Genomic DNA, 19,386 nt, shown 5'->3' on the forward strand with positions numbered 1-19,386 from the left:
GATACGTCGGCATGAAATGCCGGATTCCGGAGTAAAAACGTTCTGGAAAAGACAGAGTAAAGAGATACAACCGAAAGGAAGCAGGAGCGAAGCGAGTATTTGCTTTTACGAATTTTATCTATAAACAACAAGAAAGGTGGATATAAACATGAATACATCAATGTCCTGGATTAAAATGTATGTGCCGGATCTGGATGTGACAGCTCAGGAATATACAGATGCCATGACCTTGTCAGGAACAAAGGTTGAGGGCTTTGAAAAGCTGGATGCAGATCTGGAAAAAATCGTAATCGGACAGATTGAAAAAATAGAAAGACACCCGGACGCAGATAAGCTTATTATCTGTCAGGTGAATGTGGGAACAGAAACAGTACAGATCGTAACCGGAGCTCCAAATGTAAAAGAAGGAGACAAGGTTCCGGTAGTTCTGGACGGCGGCCGTGTGGCAGGAGGCCATGACGGCAAAAAAACTCCAGGCGGCGTAAAGATCAAAAAAGGCAAGCTCCGCGGGGTAGAGTCTTTTGGCATGATGTGCTCTATTGAGGAGCTGGGAAGCACAAGAGAAATGTATCCGGAAGCTCCGGAATACGGAATCTATATTTTTCCGGAGGATGCCCCGGTAGGCGAAAGCGCCATCAAAGAGCTTGGACTTGACGATGTTGTTTTTGAATATGAGATCACATCCAACCGTGTAGACTGCTATGGCGTTCTGGGTATTGCCAGAGAGGCAGCAGCGACCTTTAACAAAAAATTCTGTCCTCCTGTTGTAAAAGCTACAGGAAATAATGAGGACGTTTCTGATTACATTAAGGTGACAGTAGAGGATCCGTCTCTTTGTCCCCGCTATACCGCAAGGGTAGTAAAAAATGTAAAAATCGGTCCTTCTCCGAAATGGATGCAGAGATGCCTGGCTGCCAATGGAATCCGCCCGATCAATAACCTGGTTGATATTACAAATTATGTAATGGAAGAATACGGACAGCCCATGCACGCATATGATCTGGATCTGATCGAAGGAAATGAGATTATTGTCCGCAGAGCAGAAAACGGAGAAAAGTTTGTAACCCTGGACGGACAGGAACGTATCATGGATGAAAACGTCCTGATGATCTGCGACGGCAAAAAGCCGGTAGGCATTGCGGGAATCATGGGCGGCGAAAACTCCATGATCACAGATCAGGTAAAAACAGTGCTCTTTGAAGCAGCATGCTTTGACGGTACAAACATCCGTCTGTCCTCCAAGAGAATCGGCCTTCGTACAGACGCATCCGGCAAGTTTGAAAAAGGACTTGATCCCAATAATGCCCAGGCAGCCATTGACCGTGCGTGTCAGCTGATGGAAGAGCTTGGAGCAGGTGAGGTTGTGGGCGGCATGGCAGACGTGTGCAGTGAAACAAGAGAACCGTCCAGAGTGCCTTTTGAGCCGGAAAAGATCAATGGGCTTCTTGGTACAGATCTTACAAAAGAAGAAATGCTGGAATACCTTGGCAGAGTGGAACTGACTCTTGATCCGGAAACAAATGAGATCGTGGCTCCTACCTTCCGTCAGGATATTCACTGTATGGCAGATGTGGCAGAGGAAGTGGCAAGATTCTTCGGCTATGATAAGATTCCAACCACTCTTCCTACAGGGGAAGCTACCACAGGCCGTCTTCCTTTTAAGCTGAGAATTGAGCAGATTGCAAGGGACATTGCAGAATACTGCGGATTCTCTGAAGCAATGAGCTACTCCTTTGAAAGTCCTAAGGTGTTTGACAGGCTGCGTATCTCTGAGGACAGTGAGCTGAGAAAGGTAATTACCATCAGCAACCCTCTTGGGGAAGACTACAGCATCATGCGTACTACAACTCTGCATGGAATGCTTTCTTCTCTCGGAACAAATTATAACAGAAGAAATAAAGATGTACGTCTTTATGAGCTCGGAAAGGTTTATCTTCCGAAATCTCTGCCTCTTACAGAGCTTCCTGACGAGAGAGTTCATTTTACTCTTGGTATGTACGGAGCAGGCGATTTCTTTGATATGAAAGGTGTCTGCGAAGAGTTCTTTGAAAAGGCAGGCATGAAGAAAAAAGTTTCTTATACACCGGACAGCAATAAACCTTACCTCCATCCGGGAAGACAGGCAAATATCATTTATGAAGGAAAGACCGTAGGTTATCTTGGAGAGGTTCATCCGATCGTTGCAGATAATTACAATATCGGAGAAAAAGCCTATGTTGCAGTGATCGATATTATGGATATTCTGGAATTTGCCGGATTTTCTCATAAATTCACAGGAATTGCAAAATATCCGGCAGTTACCCGTGATTTAAGTATGGTTGTACCAAAGAATGTTCTCGCAGGCCAGATTGAAGCGGTTCTGGACCAGAGAGGCGGAAAGATCCTGGAATCCTATGAGCTTTTTGATATTTATGAGGGAGCCCAGATCAAGGAAGGCTATAAGTCTATGGCGTATTCTGTTGTATTCCGCGACCATGATAAAACTCTGGAAGAGGCTGAGATCACAGCAGCTATGAAAAAAATCCTTAATGGTCTTACAGACCTTGGAATCGAGCTGAGAAGCTGATGAAGCTTTATATTCTGAGACATGGAAAAACAGAATGGAACCGTTTAGGCAAGGTTCAGGGATGTGTGGATATCCCTCTTGCAGAAGAGGGGATTTCTCTTGCCGCCAAAGTAGGCAGGGCATTGAAGGAGGTTCCATTTGATCTCTGCTTTACCAGTCCTCTTACAAGAACAAGACAGACTGCAGAGCTCGTTCTCGGGGAACGGGCAAAGCAGATTCCGGTTATTGTGGATCCGAGAATCCAGGAGATTAATTTTGGCGTTCTGGAGGGTTCCAGGTTTAAGGATGAAAACGGAACTATCCTCAGTGAGGAAATGAAGATCTTTTTTACAGATCCGAAGAATTTTATCCGTCCGGAAAAGGGGGAAAATATTTCAGATATTCTGAAAAGAACAGAGGAGTTCTGGAAGGAGATCACAACAGCTCCTAAGCTGCAGGACAAAACGATCCTGATCTCTTCTCATGGCTGTGCCGTACGGGCGCTGCTTCAGAACATCTACCATGATCCGGAAGATTTCTGGCATGGCTGCGTTCCGCCTAACTGCAGCATTAATGTTGTGGAAGTAAAAGACGGACAGGAAATCCTTATAGAAGAAGATAAATTATATGCATAAAAGCCCGGGCTGCCGTGAATGATTTCGCGGCAGCCTGTTTTTGGTCGTGGCAGAAAACAGGAGATGATCCGTTACTGTGAAGGTCGTGAACAGTAATGATAATCCGGAGTTTGCCATAGTTAGCTGAATATTACAGCTTGTACTGGCGCATATGATATGATATTATGGAAAAAAGGGTAAATTGTGCGTTTATTTGCCCGCTGTACAAGGCGGAGCCTAAGATAATAACCAATGAGGAGGCTTACTATGAAGAAAAAAATTGTAAATGTTGTTTTGTTTCTTGCGGTACTGGCAGCCGCGGTAGCCATGACCCTGTATGTGGGGCAGGGCGCGGTCAGCGTTATGGTTTATAATTTTATCTTTCTTGGCGTTATGGTGGCAATTTATGTTGTGGGAATGTTCGGAGGCATGTTCCGGATGAACCATCTTACTCAATCGCTTGAGAATGCAGCCGCAGAGCTTGGAAATCTTTTCCGCAAACCGGGAAGGATCGGAACAGATCAGGTAGAAACACTGAATGGTATTTTTCATCATCCGTATCTTGACGGAACAATGAATTCCTTTACAGACGGTGTTCTGAAAAGTGAAGAGGGCATTGATGATATTGAAGAATATCTCAACGAAGAGGAACTGGATAATCACATACATAAACGACTTCTGGAAATGGTGCCGGATATTTTTACAAGCCTTGGTATACTGGGAACCTTTGTGGGACTGGTGTGGGGACTTAAAAATTTTGAGCCTTCCAATTATGAGGCTATGACAACTTCGGTGGCCTCTCTTGTAGACGGCATCAAGGTTGCCTTTCTTACGTCTATTTATGGTATTTCTCTGTCCATTGTCTATACCTATGGAATGAAGATCGAGTACTCTTCCATGGCAGAGGCCCTGCAGGCATTTCTGGCAAAGTTTCACAGTCATGTAATGCCTTCCGCAGAAAATGAGTCAAGAAATCTTCTGATCTCCAGCCAGAAGATCCAGACAGCAGCCATGAACCAGATGGCAGAACAGTTTTCCGTACAGATGGCGGACAGCTTTGAGAAAGTGATCACTCCTACATTCAAAAAAATGAATGATTCTCTGGATACTCTGGTATCTTCTGTTACCCGGTGCCAGGAAGATGCGATACGGGAGATCCTGAATGTATTTTTAAAGGAAATGAACGATTCTTTCGGAGTACAGTTTTCGGAGTTTGGAAAAACATTGTCCCAGCTGAAAGAGGCTCAGGCAGACAATGTGAACTACACTACGAATCTTTACCAGGCAATGAGCAGACAGCTCAGCGATTCCTATGCGCAGCATGAGCAGATCATGAAAAAGATCATGGAGGATGCAGGCGCTTCTCAGAAAGAATATATTGAGACAGCGAACCGTATTGTTCAGGATAACCAGCTGATCCAGAAACAGCAGCAGGCAGATTACCAGCATCTTGCGGATTATCTCAAGGAAGCAGAAACATCATCTGCCAAATTCTGGGTAGCCTGCAATCAGACCATGCAGAAGTATGTGGAAGCTGCGGCTCAGGGTATGGACAGAGTGTCTTCTGCCGGCAAAGTAAGCGGAGAGGTTCTTGCTGCCAATAAACGTGTAGTTGAGGCATTTGACGCAAAAATGCAGGAGTTTGCAGAATATCAGAAAAGATCCTACCGTACCATGGAACAGGTCCGGAGACTGCTTGCAGATATTTCTGTGGCGAAAAATAACGGGGAGATCCGTCTCAGCGCAGGAAAGACCGCTCAGACGGAATCTCTGGAGCAGCTGAAAGAAATCCTGGAAGCGCAGGGAGAACAGCAGCAGGAGCTTCTGGAAGAAATGTCAGGAAATATAAGGGAGCTGTCCAGAAACGCACAGAAAGGAAAATTCGGCTTATTCAGATAAAAGGAGAAACAGATGCGCAAAAAAAGAAAATCAGAAGACGGGGGATTTAATGTCTGGCGTTCTTATTCAGATATGATGGCAGGCGTATTGCTTTTGTTTGTACTGATCATGTGCGTGACCCTGTTTCAGGCACAGAAAAGCTATAATGAAAGTATTGAGGAACGGGATGAAAAGATTGCTCTGCAGGAGGAGTATACTCTGGAGATCCTTGCCCAGCAAAATGAACTGAATGAGAAGGAAGGTCAACTGAAGGATCAGAACGAACAGCTGAAAACACAGGACGAAAAACTGAAGGATCAGGAAACGCTGCTTTCGGAGTTGGCAGCCAAGCTGAAGGATCAGGAGGCGACACTGAGCACACAGAAAGCGGACCTGGATGAAAAAACAGCTCTTTTAAAGGAACAGCAGGCCCAGATCGACCAGATCATCGGAGTAAAGGCTGATGTGATCGAGGCTCTGAGACAGGAATTTGCAAAAAATAATATCAACGTGGATATTGATACACAGACAGGCGCTCTGACTTTGGAGGCAAGCGTTTTGTTTGATTATGATGAAGCAGAACTGACAGAAGAAGGAAAGCAGGCGCTGGAGCAGGTTCTTCCCATCTATTGTAAAGTTCTTCTTCAGGAAGATTACAGGCAGTATCTTGCAGAGATCATTATTGACGGATATACGGATACAGACGGTGATTACAGCTATAACCTGTATCTGTCCCAGCAGCGTTCTCTGGCAGTGGCTCAGTATCTTCTGGACATTCAGGGCAATTTTCTTAGCGGGGATCAGAGCCAGCAGCTTCAGGATTATCTTACAGTCAATGGTCATTCCATGGCCAATCCGGTTCTGGATGCCAATGGAAATGTAGATAAAGACGCGTCCAGGCGTGTGGAGGTAAAATTCCGTTTAAAAGATGATGAGATGATCGAAGAGCTGAACAAGGTGATGACAGAAGCAGATGTTGAAAATAACGCTGCAGACAACACAGAGAAGAAAACTGCGGAAAAATCACAGGAACAGCCGGTTTCCTAAATCATGGAACCATATGTTTCAGGAACAATACCTGCAGATACGGCATAAAATAAAAATAACATGGTTTATGTACTGGGCACACAGGGAATACTCTGTGGAGACATATGTAAACATCAGGAAAGGTATCACACATGAATGTATTTTTTGGACTGATGATTCCGTTTATAGGAACGACACTGGGATCTGCCTGCGTACTGTTTATGAAAAAAGAACTGAATCCACTGGTGCAGAAAGCATTTCTGGGCTTTGCATCCGGGGTGATGGTGGCGGCTTCCGTATGGTCCCTTCTGATCCCGGCCATGGATATGAGCGGGGCAATGGGAAAGTTTGCTTTTATTCCGGCGGCAGCAGGACTGCTTCTGGGTGTGGGATTTCTGCTTGTGATGGATAAGGCGGTACCGCATCTTCATCTTGGCAGTGAAGAGTCTGAAGGTCCGAAGGTGGCTTTAAAAAAAACAACAATGCTTGTCCTTGCGGTAACTCTTCACAATATTCCGGAAGGGCTGTCTGCCGGAGCGGTATTTGCAGGTGTGCTGACCGGAAATGATACAGTGACCATGGCAGGAGCCTTTGCGTTGGCAATTGGCATTGCCATTCAGAATTTCCCTGAGGGTGCCATTATTTCCATGCCTCTCAGAGGCGCGGGGATTTCCCGGGGAAAAGCCTTTCTCTGGGGTGCGGCTTCCGGAATTGTGGAACCCATTGCAGGAGGCGTTACACTTCTTCTGGCATCGCAGATCCAGCCCCTTTTACCCTATCTCCTTGCTTTTGCAGCAGGAGCTATGATCTATGTGGTTGTGGAAGAACTGATCCCGGAGGCAAATGAGGGAGAACACAGCAATGTGGGAACCATTGCCTTTGCAGTGGGCTTTGTGCTGATGATGGTGTTGGATGTGGCTTTGGGATAATAAAAAGAATAAAGAGTATTCAGAAGGAACAAAGTTTGTAAATTCTCCTTTATAATTGTGACGAAAGCGATTTTTGCTTTGAGCAATTATAAAGGAGATTTTTTATTGAGAGCTATGTCTGTGAAAAATTTTGGCTTTTATCATTTGTTATTGTTTCTGGGATAAGGCTCTTTTTCATCTGTTAATCCAGCGAGGTAATCCATACTTGTGTTAAGCGCAAGGGCAATTTGCCTGCATTGTTCAAAAGAATAGTAGCGCTTTCCGCGTTCGATTTTAGAATAATCACTTTGATCAATTCCAGTTAAATGCTGCATTTTAATTTGTGTATAACCGCGTTCTTTTCGTAAATCTTTAAGTCGTGACATTTTAGCACCTCATTTTTGAATGATTATGGATGATTGACCTATTGACAATAGGGTTAGATTGACCTATTATTAAAATAAATCTTTGTATACTTGAAAAATGGAAGAATCGGATTGTGTTTATTATGGATATAACAAAAGTCGTATATACAGAAATTATCAAAGGTGTTGCTAAAAGTGTATATGAAACAGGGGGAATCCTTGGAGAATCCAAAGGAATTGTCAGTTATGTTGAATTAGATACAGGGATAGAACGTCACGGGATGAAGAAATGTTATTATTCTCCAAATACTCAAAAATTGAATAAGTGTATATCGGTATGGGGGGAGTATGATATTAATTTTTGCGAGATTTTTCATTCTCACTTGGGGGAAATAGTGGGATACTGTCAGAAGGCGATTTGTGTTATATAAGAAAAATTATGGATGCCATGCCAGAACAGATAAATAAATTATATATTACCGAAAAATGAGATGAAAATATTTACGGCTGTCAGGCATGGACAGGAAGTCGAAATTATCAGAGAAAGTTATAGAATTGTATGATTTTAATAGGAAAGAGGGGAGATTATGGATAACAGAGGAAAAACTTTGCGAAAAAAAGGTGATGCTTATTTTAATGGGGAAGGCATTGTGCAAAATTATGAAGAAGCCTTTAAATATTATAATGCTGCTGCCGAGCTTGGAGATGCGGCAGCTATTAAGAATCTTGGCTTATGTTATGTCATGGGCAAAGGTATAGATCAGGACGTTGATAAGGCGGTATCATTATTCCGTATGGCGGCAGAAATGAATAATAGAGAAGCCTGCCATAATCTGGGAAAATGTTATTCAGAGGGAATTGGAGTAGAAGTGAATGAGGTAAAAGCATTTGAATGGTATTTGAAAGCGGCAGAAATGAATAGTTCAGACGATCAACAGATTATTGCTATGAATTACGAAGATGGTGAAAGCGTCAGGCAAAATTATGCTGAGGCAGTAAAGTGGTATATGAGGGCAGGAGAACAGGGAAATGTGTATGCGCAATATAAGTTGGGATGTTTTTATAGAGATGGAAAAGGTGTTGCAAGGGATATTAGGGAAGCTAGAAAATGGTTTCGATGTGCTGCGCTACAGGGAGATGTCAGATCTCAAACAGCCCTTGGCATTGCTTTAGCTCAAAGTGATGATAGGACTGACAGAGATTTGCAGGAGTCTTTTGGATGGATAAAGAAAGCGGCAGAACAGGGTGATTCACTTGCAGAGTATACCTGGGGAGTATACTGCCTTTATGGGATTGCTGTTCCGGAGAACCGCCAAAAAGCCAGGCAGCTTTTTGAAAGCTGTGTTTCAAAAAATGATTCTACGTCAGAGGGGGCCTGGGAAAAATTACAGGAACTGGAATCGGGTCAAGAAGATGTGCCTACGGAAGAAGAGAGTCTAAAGAATAAAGGAGGATTATTCCGGAAGCTTTTTAGAAAATAGATAAGATATTTAGGGATTAAAAGAATACTGTATGTGGTGAATGTCGTATTAGGTGAGCTATACGATTTTTGAATGGCAAAAGGTGTTTATACTTCTAGGGTATAGATGATAGACACAATTTTTACAGGAAGGAGGAGACAAATTTATGAGAAAATTTACATTTCCGCAGATGGTTATTCTGAAAAAAAGTAACAGAATTGCCGCATATGGTCCGGAAAATCCGTATCATTGTACGTTTAAATCATGCTGTTATCAGGGCAAATAATGTTATGAGGTAATGGTCTGGACACAAATCACAAAAGTATCTCTCATAATACAAGTATAGGTAAGTTGTATTGTGAGAGATACATAAAAATTTGTGGAATTTTGTTTATGAGAGAGGGGAAAAAATGAGACAGAATCCTGATTTGATTTTAAGGGAAATTTATGGAAAAAACATACTTATGCCGATTCGATTTAATGAGGCAAGTAATGATCCGATTTATTTCAATGAGGTAGGTGCTTTAATTTGGAAATTATCAGATAAAGCTAAAAATGTAACAGAATTATTGAATCTTGTCTGTGAGACATACAACCTTAAAATTGATTCTGCTGAAGCGGTAGCAGTAGAAGGATTTATCGATCAGTTGATTGAAAGCAAACTGATTATGATGTAGTGGCGGAAGGAGTGAGAGTTTATGGCAGATAGATATTGTATGCACAATCAGCTTATGAATGATTTCATTGATGAAAGCTTTGAAGGTATTCGGGCGCCTTTTACTGCCGGTTTTGAACTAACAGCAAAATGTAACTTAAATTGTGTACATTGCTATGCGAAACCGGATCGAGTACATCAGGATTTTACGCTGGAAGAGTTTAAGGCAGTTTTTGACATATTGACTGAACGCGGTCTTTTGGATTGTTATTTCACAGGAGGAGAAATTTTTACTCGGCCGGATTTTGAGGATATGTTTATTTACGCAAAGAAAAAAGGAGTACAGATATCGCTGCTTTCTAATATTACACTCTTGTCACAAAAGCATATTGATCTTTTTAAAGAATACCCGGTAGAAATTATTAGCACTTCCATGTATGGCTATTCTGAGGAATCGTATGAGAAAGTGACGGGGGTAAAAGGCAGTTTCCGGAAATTTATGAATGGATTGGAACTTCTTCAGAAAAACGATATAAAATATGAATTGAAATTTGTAGCAATGGAACAAAATATAGACGATCTTTACAAAGTAAGGGAATTTGGAAATCAATTGGGTGTACCAATGGTGGTGATTCTAGATGTCCATCCAATGAGTGATGGTTCTATGGAGCCTGTATCTTTCAGATTAACACCTGAGGATGCATTTGAATTTGATGTTCAGGATAACGGCAGAAATCAGTTCTGGAAAGATGTTGCCAGAGAACTTCTGAGCGGCGAAATTGAACTACGGCCACAACGGACTATTCAAAGATTTAGAGAGGGATATTTATATCCCTGCTCAATTGCAAATCAGCATGTATTTATTACATCGGATCTCAAAATGCAGGGGTGTGTTAGAGCTTCTTACCGAAAATTCGACCTCCGAAAAGGTGGATTTGATGAAGGGTGGGAGTATTTGCAGAAAGAATTTCTAGAGAAAAAATCATCTTCAAATTATAAATGTAATTCATGCGAAAATATTAGATTTTGTGAACATTGTGTTGCGAATTTTATGCTTGCTTATGGTGATGAAGAGAAGGTGGATCCATTTTTCTGTCGGGTAGCTGAACTGAGGAGAGCTTTTGTGGAGGATGAAATCAAAAGATTAGCAAAAAAAGAATAGCATCTTGTTGGTAAGCGATATGAACAATGATTAGAAGAGGAGAAAATCCAAGTGGAAAAAGAAAGATTAATCAATTATTTACAGGATGTTTACCAATTGCAGATTCAAAATAAAATAGAAAAAGATACGATGTTGAAACTCGAAGAACGTTTTCGCCATGAGAAGGAGAACTTTGAGTTTAACAGTAGAGAAAGGTATCAGACCAGCCCTAAAGTTTTAAAAAGAATTAAGCAGGCAAAAATCTTCATAGCAGTTGCGTTATCATTAATATGTTGCTCTGCAGTTGGTTTGATGGCTGTGAAACACAATATTGCAATGTATCAAGAACTGGTTGATTATTATACTTCGAGTTATAATGAAGCTTTTTTAGAAAGTAATAAAAGAGGTTTGGAGGAGAATTTAAAGGACTATAATTCTGTCAAGACTTTAGGTATTATTGGGATAATATTTGGTGGTGGAGGTATTGCTGCTTACATATTTGCAGTTAAATCAAAAGAAGAGGAACAAGAAGAGATGCGGGGAATGGCATCAATTCTCCGAAAAGACTGCGACAACAACATGAAGATTATATGGGAAAATTATAATATAGCACAAACGGCTTACAACAATACGGAGAAGGTTCTGAAGCAGTTGTACAATCTGGATATTATTTATCCAAAATACCGTTATCTTGAAGCATGCGGAACTTTCCTTGAATATTTATTATCCGGGAGAGCTCCTTCCTTGGAAGCTACACCGGGTTATAGTGGAGCTTATACACTATTTGAGGAAGATTTGTTTCGGGGACTTATTGTGGACAAGCTGGATAGAATATTAGAGAATCAGAAGATGCTGATTCGTGGACAAAGAGAAATTACAAATAAAGTCAATGAATTAATTCATGGTGTGGAAAATATGCAGAAGAAAATGAATGGGATAAAACAGGATATACAGAAGATTTCCCATGCGGAAGAGATGAATGTTTTTTATAATTCGATTACGGCATACAATACTTCTGTAATACGCAGAATCAGTGAAAACTATTATAGGTAAAAATGTACCTGTGATAATAAATAAAACAAAGGAGGAAAAGAGTATGGAAAAGAAAGTTAAAGAAAAGATTCAGATACCAGAGGGGTTTTTCAGTTTTTTACCTGGGCTGTCAAGGTCACCTGGTCATTTATTAAATTGGGAATAGGAATTAAATAATACATATTATTGGAGGAGAAGCAGATGCAGTTGAAAAGAACAGTAAAGGTTCTATTTATTGGAATGCTGATGAGTTGTTTATTTACAGCTTGTGGAGAATCTGGAGGTTCAGCGGATATTGTTGGAACCTGGGTGGATACAGAAGTTGAAGATATTAAGTTTATTTTTAATTCAGATGGAACCTGGCAGTATGTAAGTAATATGTCGGCGCATGGGACATGGAAGCTTACGGAAGGTAAGAATAACGAAATTCAGATGCCGTCAGAATCTGGTCTGGGAGAGGATAGACGACATGTAGGCGGCGTACATGAATTTTCTATTGACGGAGATATTTTGACACTGGATGGTGTTGGAGAATACGAAAGAGAATCATGATGCTTTGTATATAATAAATAACTCAAACTTTCTGCATCAGTAATGGATTTGATGTGAAAATTTGAGCTTTTATATTGTAGTAGGTAAGGAGGGGAATATGGGAAGGATTGTATGTCAAAAATGTGGTCATTTAAATGATGAAACACAAATATTTTGCGCTAACGGTGAGGAAGTATTAAGTGATTCCATACATGGAAAAAATTACCTTGAGAAACAGGAGAAAGAACAGAAAGCGAAGCGTAGAAGAGGTAAGATACTGTGTGTAATAGTAGGTGTATTGTTGATTTCATGTGCTGTATTTTGGCATCTTTCTGAAAGAGAAAAAGTTCAGGGGATTTGGAAAGGGAAGGATGGTACGCTGCTTGTTGAACCAAATGGGGAAGCAAATGTTTTAAATGCGTCATTCCTAGAAAAGGGGGAATATAAATGGAGGTTTCATCCAGGTAACAGATTGACTTTAGTAAATGCGGATAATCCGACAATAAAGGCGGAGTATAAAGCTAAATCTGACGGAGAGGAACTTGAATTAACTGAAACAGCAGACAATTCAAAAATATATTCGTTTTGGGCGCAGCCATACTATGTTTTTCCGTAATATATACTTCAAAAAATAATCATAAGAGAGTAGGAGAGAGAACAATGGAAAATATAAAAGTATTCAAAGGGATTGATAAACAACTAAATAAACGTATCGTAACAAATTGTATTGTCAGTAGTATATTAGTTTTTGTAGCCATTTTGGGATTAGCTCGTATACCATACCGTTATGGATATAATAATCATTATGACAGATTGATTACAATTTATACGATTATGCAGTATACAATGGGAGTTTTGGCGGGAACACAGATAGCGTTATGGATTGTTGCTCGTAAAAATCAGATTGAAATCTATACCGATAGAATCAAAGTAACCACAGTAGAAATAAAGATGCTGTTTTTATGGAAAAAAATGGACTATGAATTATTGTTGTCTGATATACAAATGGTATCCACAAGAATGATTGAAAATTGTAAATATGTCGTAATTATTGCGGGGGTAGAGTATAAGATTCCTCTTGAAGAAGCAGAAAAGTGTGTTGAAACATTGAGACGTATAAAAAATAGTACAGAGTCATAAAGGAATATTTTAAGAGGATTGTACATATGAAAAAGAAATATTTTTTGTGGATGATAATATTGACAATGGCAATTTTATCGGGCTATATGTTTTTGTGGGATTCTGGCAAGCGAATAGAGGAAGAACCATATAATGGAGAGACAACACTGACTAAAACGGGAACGCTTAACGAGTTTTCTGAAGAGGTTGTAAATTTAATAAAAAGGTATGATGGCAGAGGCGTTGATCCTGAGGCAGGCTCTATGCCGTATTATTCCCGACGTCTTATTGTGCAGGGAACAGAAGAACCAATTGATTTATTATCCTATGGCGCAAAAGAAGTGATACAGGGAATTGATGATATATATATTATGCAGTTTACAACTCAGGAAAGAGCAAAGCAGGTCTGTGAAGAATTAAATAATTTGGAAGAGGTGGCGTATTGTGAGCCAGATCAATATGCGGAGGCAACTGAATACAAAGAAAATATTGAACCAATGTCCTGGGGAGTTTCGTATATTGGGGCAGATGCTTATGCGAATCGTGTGGAGAATGTGACGGACGCAAGTATTACAGTTGCAGTTGTAGATTCGGGCGTGTATCAGCATTCCTTTTTGAAAGACAGGATTGTAGAAGGAGGATGGGATTTTATTGATGATGATATGGAACCGGATGATAAACATTCACATGGAACACATGTTGCAGGAACAATTGTGGACTGTACACCGGGATTAAATGTGAAAATTTTGCCGGTAAGGGTGCTTGGAGCTGATAACAGAGGCAGTATGCTGGCAATTAGCCTGGGAGTCCGTCATGCAGTAGAAAGAGGCGCTGAGATTATCAATATGAGCCTTTCAGGTCCAAAAAACAAAACATTGGACAATGCTGTTATCTATGCGGTCAACAGAGGATGTACAGTAGTTGTCGCCGCCGGAAATGACAATAATAGTACGGAAAATATAACACCGGCACATTTGGAAGAGTGTATTGTTGTCTCAGCAATTAATACCCAGTTAGAAAAGGCAGGGTTTTCCAATTGGGGAGACAGTATAGATTTTTCTGCACCGGGAGTTGATGTTTTAAGCTGTATTCCGAAACTTTTTCTGGGAATTACATTTGGAGATTCAACAGGAACTATGAGTGGGACTTCTATGGCGACGCCGCACATATCAGCCCTTGCAGCTATGACTAAATTAGAAAATCCAGCTATGACATCAAAGGAAATTCAAAATGTTCTGAAGGGGTATTCTATTGATTTGGGAGACACAGATTGGGATTCTTTTTATGGCTGGGGTATGCCGGATTTCTCAAGCGAGAAAGAAATACCGGAAATAGATGAGACAGAATCAGAAAATGAATATGAAACTGATATACAGAATGAAATAGATACACAAGAACCTGGGAATTCTGTGTCTGCATACGAGGGGATTTTTATGAAAGGAGATACTTATATCAGTCTTCCATTATATACTTCATATGATGAGACTGGAGCGATAGGAATCGTCTATCGTGTAACAAGACCACAACTGGGTGAATACGGATATGTTAAATGTGATATACAAGAAACAATTGGTGAAATATATATGGGGGCATCTGAAAATCCATATGAAATTATAGGAGAAGGCGGTTCCTGTGAGTTGATTTATACACAGGGCGGACTGGAGATTCGGGGTGATTCCGAATATGCCGGAACTTATGTGCAGATTTCGAATAGTGGAGCCAATATGGAAGCTTCTGAAATGTGGCTGGATATTCCGGAATAGAATTGAAGTAAAGCTGAAGACAAGGATCAACTTTCTGGTATCGTGTAAGGTGAAACGAATTTTTTACCAAACAGCGATCTATGTCCTGACAGAATTTCAGAAAGCTGCAGTCAGTCGAATGTGTTAAATGAACATGTATACAGTATGCGATAACTGAGAAAATATAAATAAAAAAAGCTTGCAATGCCGGATGTACTATAGTATAATCTAAGCTGTTGTAAAAAAGATGGTCCTCTGTTACAGAATTTATGTATTAAGAACATCCAGAAGAATAGGAGAGAAAAACATGAACGACATTATCAGAAACATTGAAGCTGCTCAGTTAAAAGCAGAAGTGCCGGAGTTCCGCACAGGTGATACTGTAAGAGTACACGCACTGATCAAAGAGGGAAACCGTGAGAGAATCCAGATCTTCGAGGGAACAGTCCTGAAGAGACAGGGTGGAAGCACAAGAGAGACTTTCACAGTAAGAAAGAGCTCCAACGGAGTAGGCGTTGAGAAAACATGGCCGCTTCATTCCCCACATGTAGTTAAGGTAGAAGTAATCCGTTACGGTAAAGTACGCCGTGCAAAACTGAACTACCTGAGAGATCGCGTTGGTAAAGCTGCTAAGGTTAAAGAGCGCGTTAGATAATGACAATTTCAGAGATTTAAAAAGCAGGGACAATAACGACAGCTATTGTCCCTCTTTTTTCAACAGTTGTTGCTCTGATTTTGTTTTGTGCATGGAGAAATCAGATATGGACATTGCAAAAATTAAAAACTGGAAAGAGCATCCGAAGGTTCTGGAGCTGAAAGCAAAGCTGGAAAACAAAAAAGTGCGGGATTCTCTGCGCTGGATCTTTGAGCTTGCCGTTAACCTTGTATTCGCTGCCCTGGTGGCGGTATTAATGTTTCAGACCGTTACCATGCAGGAAAGCTCCATGGAGCCCACTCTTGCAGTGGGGGATCGCTTTTTCATGAATCAGGCAGTATATAAATTTTCTTCTCCTCAGAGAGGAGATCTGATCGTGTTCCGTACAAATGCCAGTGATGATGCAGCTCTTCATATCCGTCGTGTTATAGGACTGCCCGGAGAGACTGTTCAGATCCGGGACGGCGTGATCTACATAGACGGAGAAGTATATGACGAGGCGGCAGACTACCCGGAAATCCAGAATCCGGGACTGGCAGAGAATGGCGTTAGCCTGAAATCCAATGAATATTTTGTACTGGGAGACAACAGAAATAACAGTGAGGACAGCCGGTATGCAGATATCGGTACAGTAAAAAAACGCTATATTGTGGGTAAGCTCTGGTTCATCTGTTCGCCCATAGAAAAAGCGGGATTTTTGAAAGGCTAGGTAATATATGAACGTACAGTGGTATCCTGGTCATATGACCAAGGCAAAAAGACAGATGCAGGAAGACCTTAAACTGATCGACCTGATCATAGAGCTGGTTGACGCAAGAGTTCCTCTTTCCAGCAGAAATCCGGACATTGACAGACTGGGACAGAACAAGTCCAGGCTGATCCTTCTGAACAAAGCGGATCTGGCAGATGAAAGACAGAATGAAGCCTGGAAAGAATATTTTCAGGGAAAAGGCTTTCATGTGGTAAAAGTAGATTCCCGAAACGGAGCAGGAATGAAAAATATCCAGAATGTGATTCAGGAGGCCTGCAAAGAAAAAATAGAAAGAGACAGAAAACGCGGAATCAAAAACCGTCCTGTCCGGGCTATGGTGGCAGGAATCCCCAATGTGGGAAAATCTACATTTATTAATTCATTTGCAGGCAAGGCCTGCGCCAAAACAGGAAACCGTCCCGGTGTTACAAAGGGAAAACAGTGGATCCGTCTGAATAAGAATGTAGAGCTTCTTGATACGCCGGGAATCCTATGGCCGAAATTTGAGGATCAGGAGGTAGGGATCCGTCTGGCTTTTGTGGGCTCTATCAAAGACGATATTCTGAATATGGAAGAGCTTGCACTGACTTTGATCGGATATCTGAAAGAAAAATATCCGGGCGTATTAAATGCCCGTTATGAGGTAAGTGAAGAAGAGGAGAACCTGGGTGTTCTGGAAGGAATTGCCAGAGCCAGAGGCTGCCTGAAAAAAGGGGAAGAGCTGGATTATGCCAAGGCTTCGGGGATTCTTTTTGACGATTTCCGAAGCGGAAAGCTTGGCCGTATTACCCTGGAATGGGCGCCTGCGGAGTAAAAAAGATGAAAACGATCACAGAGATAAAAAATGAGTTTGCCTCTGCTTCTTTAGAGGAAAAGAAAGCTCTCTGTCAGCTGTATGCAGAGGATGAGAGAAGCGGAGTAAGGAAGCTGATAGAGAAGTGCCGTAAAGAAGAAGCAGCTCTTGAAAAGGAGCTCTTACGTATGGAGCACATGATGGAATATGAACATAAATATGAGCATCTGGGATATTTATGCGGTATTGACGAAGTGGGAAGGGGACCTCTTGCAGGCCCTGTGGTTGCCTGCGCTGTGATCCTTCCAAAAGATCATGGGATTCTTTACCTGAATGATTCCAAAAAGCTGACTGCAAAAAAGCGGGAAGAGCTTTATGAGGTGATTCTTGAGAAGGCAGTTTCAGTGGGAATTGGAATGGCAGGACCTGCCCGCATTGATGAGATCAATATTCTTCAGGCAACCTATGAGGCTATGCGCCAGGCAATCGAAAAGCTTTCTGTACGGCCGCAGCTTCTTCTCAACGATGCAGTGACCATTCCGGCAGTGGAAATCCCCCAGGTTCCCATTGTCAAGGGAGATGCAAAAAGCGCTTCCATTGCCGCAGCCAGCATTGTGGCAAAGGTTACAAGGGACAGGCTTATGGAAGAGTATGATGCGGCTTTGCCGGAATACGGATTTGCTTCCAATAAGGGATATGGTTCTGCGGAGCATATAGAAGCCTTAAAAAAATACGGACCTTCCCCCATTCACAGAGCCAGCTTTATTACTCATTTTGTATAGAGAAAACGAAAAGGCAAAAGCTCTTTCGGAAAGTAATTACATAAGATACCTACACAGACAGGAAATGAGAGAGAAGGATCAATAAACGTGAGCTGGGCAGTCGTTATGAAAAACAGGCGGCTGCTTTTTTAAAACAACAGGGATTGTATATAAAAGCCCGGAATTTCCGCTGCAGATCCGGGGAAATAGACCTGATCGCCAGAGACGGAAGATATCTGGTTTTTGTGGAAGTAAAGTACCGGCATACTTCCGGCAGCGGCGGAGCATCGGCAGCGGTAAATTATAAAAAGCAGAAAATGATCAGCCGGGCTTCTCTGTTTTATCTTGTACGCTATGGGTATCCGGAGGATACGCCCTGCAGATTTGATGTTGTGGCTATTGACGGACAGAATATCCAGTGGATAAAAAATGCCTTTGATTACTGCGGATAAAAAAGGAGAGATTTTATGAAAATCCTATGGCATCAGGAAAACATGCCTCATATGAATGTCAGAAAAAATAAGGGAGTGACTTATCTTACCTGGCCGGAGTTTGAAAAAATTCCGGGTTTTGTACACGGGTTCAGCACCAGGCTTGGAGGAGTCAGTGAGGGGATTTATTCTTCTATGAATCTGAGCTTTACAAGAGGCGATAAGGAGGAGGCTGTGCGGGAAAACTATAACAGGATTTCTGCTGCCCTGGGCTTTTCGCCGGAGGACATTGTAACCTCGGATCAGACCCACACTGCCAATGTCCGTGTGATAACCGCTGAGGACAGGGGAAACGGAATCACAAAGCCCCGTCCTTACACGGATGTAGACGGAATGATAACCAATGTGCCGGGCCTTGTACTGGCAACCTTTTATGCGGACTGTGTGCCTCTTTATTTTGCAGATCCTGTCCATAAGGCAGTGGGCCTTTCTCATTCCGGATGGAGAGGTACTGCGGCAGGAATCGGGGCGGTTACGGTAAAAGAACTTCAGAAGCATTATGGGACCCGCCCGGAGGATATTTATGCGGCTGTAGGGCCTTCCATCTGTCAGGACTGCTATGAGGTCAGTGAAGATGTGATTCTGGAATTTCAGAAAACATTTTCCAGGGAATTATGGAAGGATATTTTTTACAGAAAAGAAAACGGGAAATATCAGCTGAATCTCTGGGAGGCAAACCGTCAGATTCTGCTTGGGGCAGGGATTCTTCCGGAACATATTTCCATGCCGAATCTCTGTACCTGCTGCAATCCGGAGTTCCTTTATTCTCACAGGGCCTCTCAGGGAAAAAGAGGAAATCTGGGAGCGTTTCTGGGAATAAAGCGGTAAGACAGGGGCTCATCCGGAGAAGCTTATTCTGCAGCGTTTTTACAGATGCTGCCCTGAATGATAAGTAAAAGCACAAAAAAAGCACAGAAGT

At 41.7% G+C, this 19,386-nt stretch carries 21 protein-coding genes; 20 read left to right on the forward strand and 1 reads right to left on the reverse strand.

Going from position 1 to position 19,386, the window contains the following annotated elements; all coding sequences use genetic code 11:
* Positions 1-148 precede the first annotated feature (148 nt).
* The 5 genes from pheT (at position 149) to NSA57_RS08165 (ending at position 6,992) form a co-directional block, all read left to right on the forward strand.
* The gene (gene pheT / locus NSA57_RS08145) at positions 149-2,566 is read left to right on the forward strand and encodes a phenylalanine--tRNA ligase subunit beta (RefSeq protein ID WP_257464526.1); all 2,418 of its coding nucleotides are present in this window, start codon (positions 149-151) and stop codon (positions 2,564-2,566) included.
* On the forward strand, positions 2,566-3,180 hold the full coding sequence (locus tag NSA57_RS08150; RefSeq protein ID WP_173752237.1) for a histidine phosphatase family protein: 615 nt from the start codon (positions 2,566-2,568) through the stop codon (positions 3,178-3,180). The genes pheT and NSA57_RS08150 overlap by 1 nt, the downstream gene beginning before the upstream one ends.
* A gap of 246 nt (positions 3,181-3,426) precedes the next feature.
* Positions 3,427-5,058, forward strand: a complete 1,632-nt coding sequence (locus tag NSA57_RS08155; RefSeq protein ID WP_147599158.1) for an anti-phage protein ZorA-like protein — start codon at positions 3,427-3,429, stop codon at positions 5,056-5,058.
* Positions 5,059-5,070: 12 nt separating this feature from the next.
* A complete protein-coding gene (locus tag NSA57_RS08160; protein WP_257464527.1) occupies positions 5,071-6,084 on the forward strand; it encodes an OmpA family protein in 1,014 nt (337 codons plus the stop codon).
* Positions 6,085-6,215: 131 nt separating this feature from the next.
* On the forward strand, positions 6,216-6,992 hold the full coding sequence (locus tag NSA57_RS08165; RefSeq protein ID WP_257464528.1) for a ZIP family metal transporter: 777 nt from the start codon (positions 6,216-6,218) through the stop codon (positions 6,990-6,992).
* 140 nt (positions 6,993-7,132) lie between these two features.
* On the opposite strand, the gene NSA57_RS08170 is transcribed toward NSA57_RS08165, so the two are convergent.
* On the reverse strand, positions 7,133-7,357 hold the full coding sequence (locus tag NSA57_RS08170; protein ID WP_257464529.1) for a helix-turn-helix domain-containing protein: 225 nt from the start codon (positions 7,355-7,357) through the stop codon (positions 7,133-7,135).
* A 113-nt stretch (positions 7,358-7,470) separates the two neighbouring features.
* Between NSA57_RS08170 and NSA57_RS08175 the strand changes: the two genes are divergently transcribed.
* The 15 genes from NSA57_RS08175 (at position 7,471) to pgeF (ending at position 19,295) form a co-directional block, all read left to right on the forward strand.
* Positions 7,471-7,767, forward strand: a complete 297-nt coding sequence (locus tag NSA57_RS08175) for a hypothetical protein (RefSeq protein WP_257464530.1) — start codon at positions 7,471-7,473, stop codon at positions 7,765-7,767.
* Between the two features lie 156 nt (positions 7,768-7,923).
* Positions 7,924-8,817 carry a tetratricopeptide repeat protein gene (locus NSA57_RS08180; protein ID WP_257464531.1) on the forward strand — a complete coding sequence of 298 codons (894 nt, stop codon included), beginning with the start codon at positions 7,924-7,926 and terminating at the stop codon, positions 8,815-8,817.
* A 389-nt stretch (positions 8,818-9,206) separates the two neighbouring features.
* Positions 9,207-9,473, forward strand: coding sequence for a PqqD family protein (locus tag NSA57_RS08185; RefSeq protein WP_257464532.1), 267 nt, complete (start codon positions 9,207-9,209; stop codon positions 9,471-9,473).
* A 21-nt stretch (positions 9,474-9,494) separates the two neighbouring features.
* Complete coding sequence (locus tag NSA57_RS08190; protein ID WP_257464533.1) at positions 9,495-10,613, forward strand: radical SAM protein; 1,119 nt, start codon at positions 9,495-9,497, stop codon at positions 10,611-10,613.
* Between the two features lie 51 nt (positions 10,614-10,664).
* On the forward strand, positions 10,665-11,645 hold the full coding sequence (locus tag NSA57_RS08195; protein ID WP_257464534.1) for a hypothetical protein: 981 nt from the start codon (positions 10,665-10,667) through the stop codon (positions 11,643-11,645).
* A gap of 180 nt (positions 11,646-11,825) precedes the next feature.
* Positions 11,826-12,176 (forward strand): hypothetical protein, encoded by a 351-nt coding sequence (locus NSA57_RS08200; RefSeq protein WP_257464535.1) that lies wholly within the window; start codon positions 11,826-11,828, stop codon positions 12,174-12,176.
* 97 nt (positions 12,177-12,273) lie between these two features.
* On the forward strand, positions 12,274-12,771 hold the full coding sequence (locus NSA57_RS08205; RefSeq protein WP_257464536.1) for a hypothetical protein: 498 nt from the start codon (positions 12,274-12,276) through the stop codon (positions 12,769-12,771).
* Positions 12,772-12,815: 44 nt separating this feature from the next.
* Positions 12,816-13,295: a hypothetical protein gene (locus NSA57_RS08210; protein WP_257464537.1), complete on the forward strand. Its 480-nt coding sequence runs from the start codon at positions 12,816-12,818 to the stop codon at positions 13,293-13,295.
* A 26-nt stretch (positions 13,296-13,321) separates the two neighbouring features.
* On the forward strand, positions 13,322-15,037 hold the full coding sequence (locus tag NSA57_RS08215) for a S8 family peptidase (RefSeq protein WP_257464538.1): 1,716 nt from the start codon (positions 13,322-13,324) through the stop codon (positions 15,035-15,037).
* Positions 15,038-15,323: 286 nt separating this feature from the next.
* A complete protein-coding gene (rplS, locus tag NSA57_RS08220; RefSeq protein ID WP_022067177.1) occupies positions 15,324-15,671 on the forward strand; it encodes a 50S ribosomal protein L19 in 348 nt (115 codons plus the stop codon).
* Between the two features lie 106 nt (positions 15,672-15,777).
* Positions 15,778-16,380 carry a signal peptidase I gene (gene lepB, locus NSA57_RS08225; protein WP_257464539.1) on the forward strand — a complete coding sequence of 201 codons (603 nt, stop codon included), beginning with the start codon at positions 15,778-15,780 and terminating at the stop codon, positions 16,378-16,380.
* Positions 16,381-16,387: 7 nt separating this feature from the next.
* Complete coding sequence (gene ylqF / locus NSA57_RS08230; protein WP_022067179.1) at positions 16,388-17,236, forward strand: ribosome biogenesis GTPase YlqF; 849 nt, start codon at positions 16,388-16,390, stop codon at positions 17,234-17,236.
* Positions 17,237-17,241: 5 nt separating this feature from the next.
* Entirely contained in the window at positions 17,242-17,997 is a 756-nt protein-coding gene (locus NSA57_RS08235) for a ribonuclease HII (protein WP_147599164.1), read from the forward strand.
* A 77-nt stretch (positions 17,998-18,074) separates the two neighbouring features.
* Positions 18,075-18,428, forward strand: coding sequence for a YraN family protein (locus tag NSA57_RS08240; protein WP_138269903.1), 354 nt, complete (start codon positions 18,075-18,077; stop codon positions 18,426-18,428).
* A 15-nt stretch (positions 18,429-18,443) separates the two neighbouring features.
* Complete coding sequence (pgeF, locus tag NSA57_RS08245; protein WP_022067181.1) at positions 18,444-19,295, forward strand: peptidoglycan editing factor PgeF; 852 nt, start codon at positions 18,444-18,446, stop codon at positions 19,293-19,295.
* The last annotated feature ends 91 nt before the right edge of the window (positions 19,296-19,386 follow it).

The organism is Blautia caecimuris (assembly GCF_024622975.1).
In the GTDB taxonomy this organism is placed as follows: domain Bacteria; phylum Bacillota; class Clostridia; order Lachnospirales; family Lachnospiraceae; genus Blautia_A; species Blautia_A caecimuris.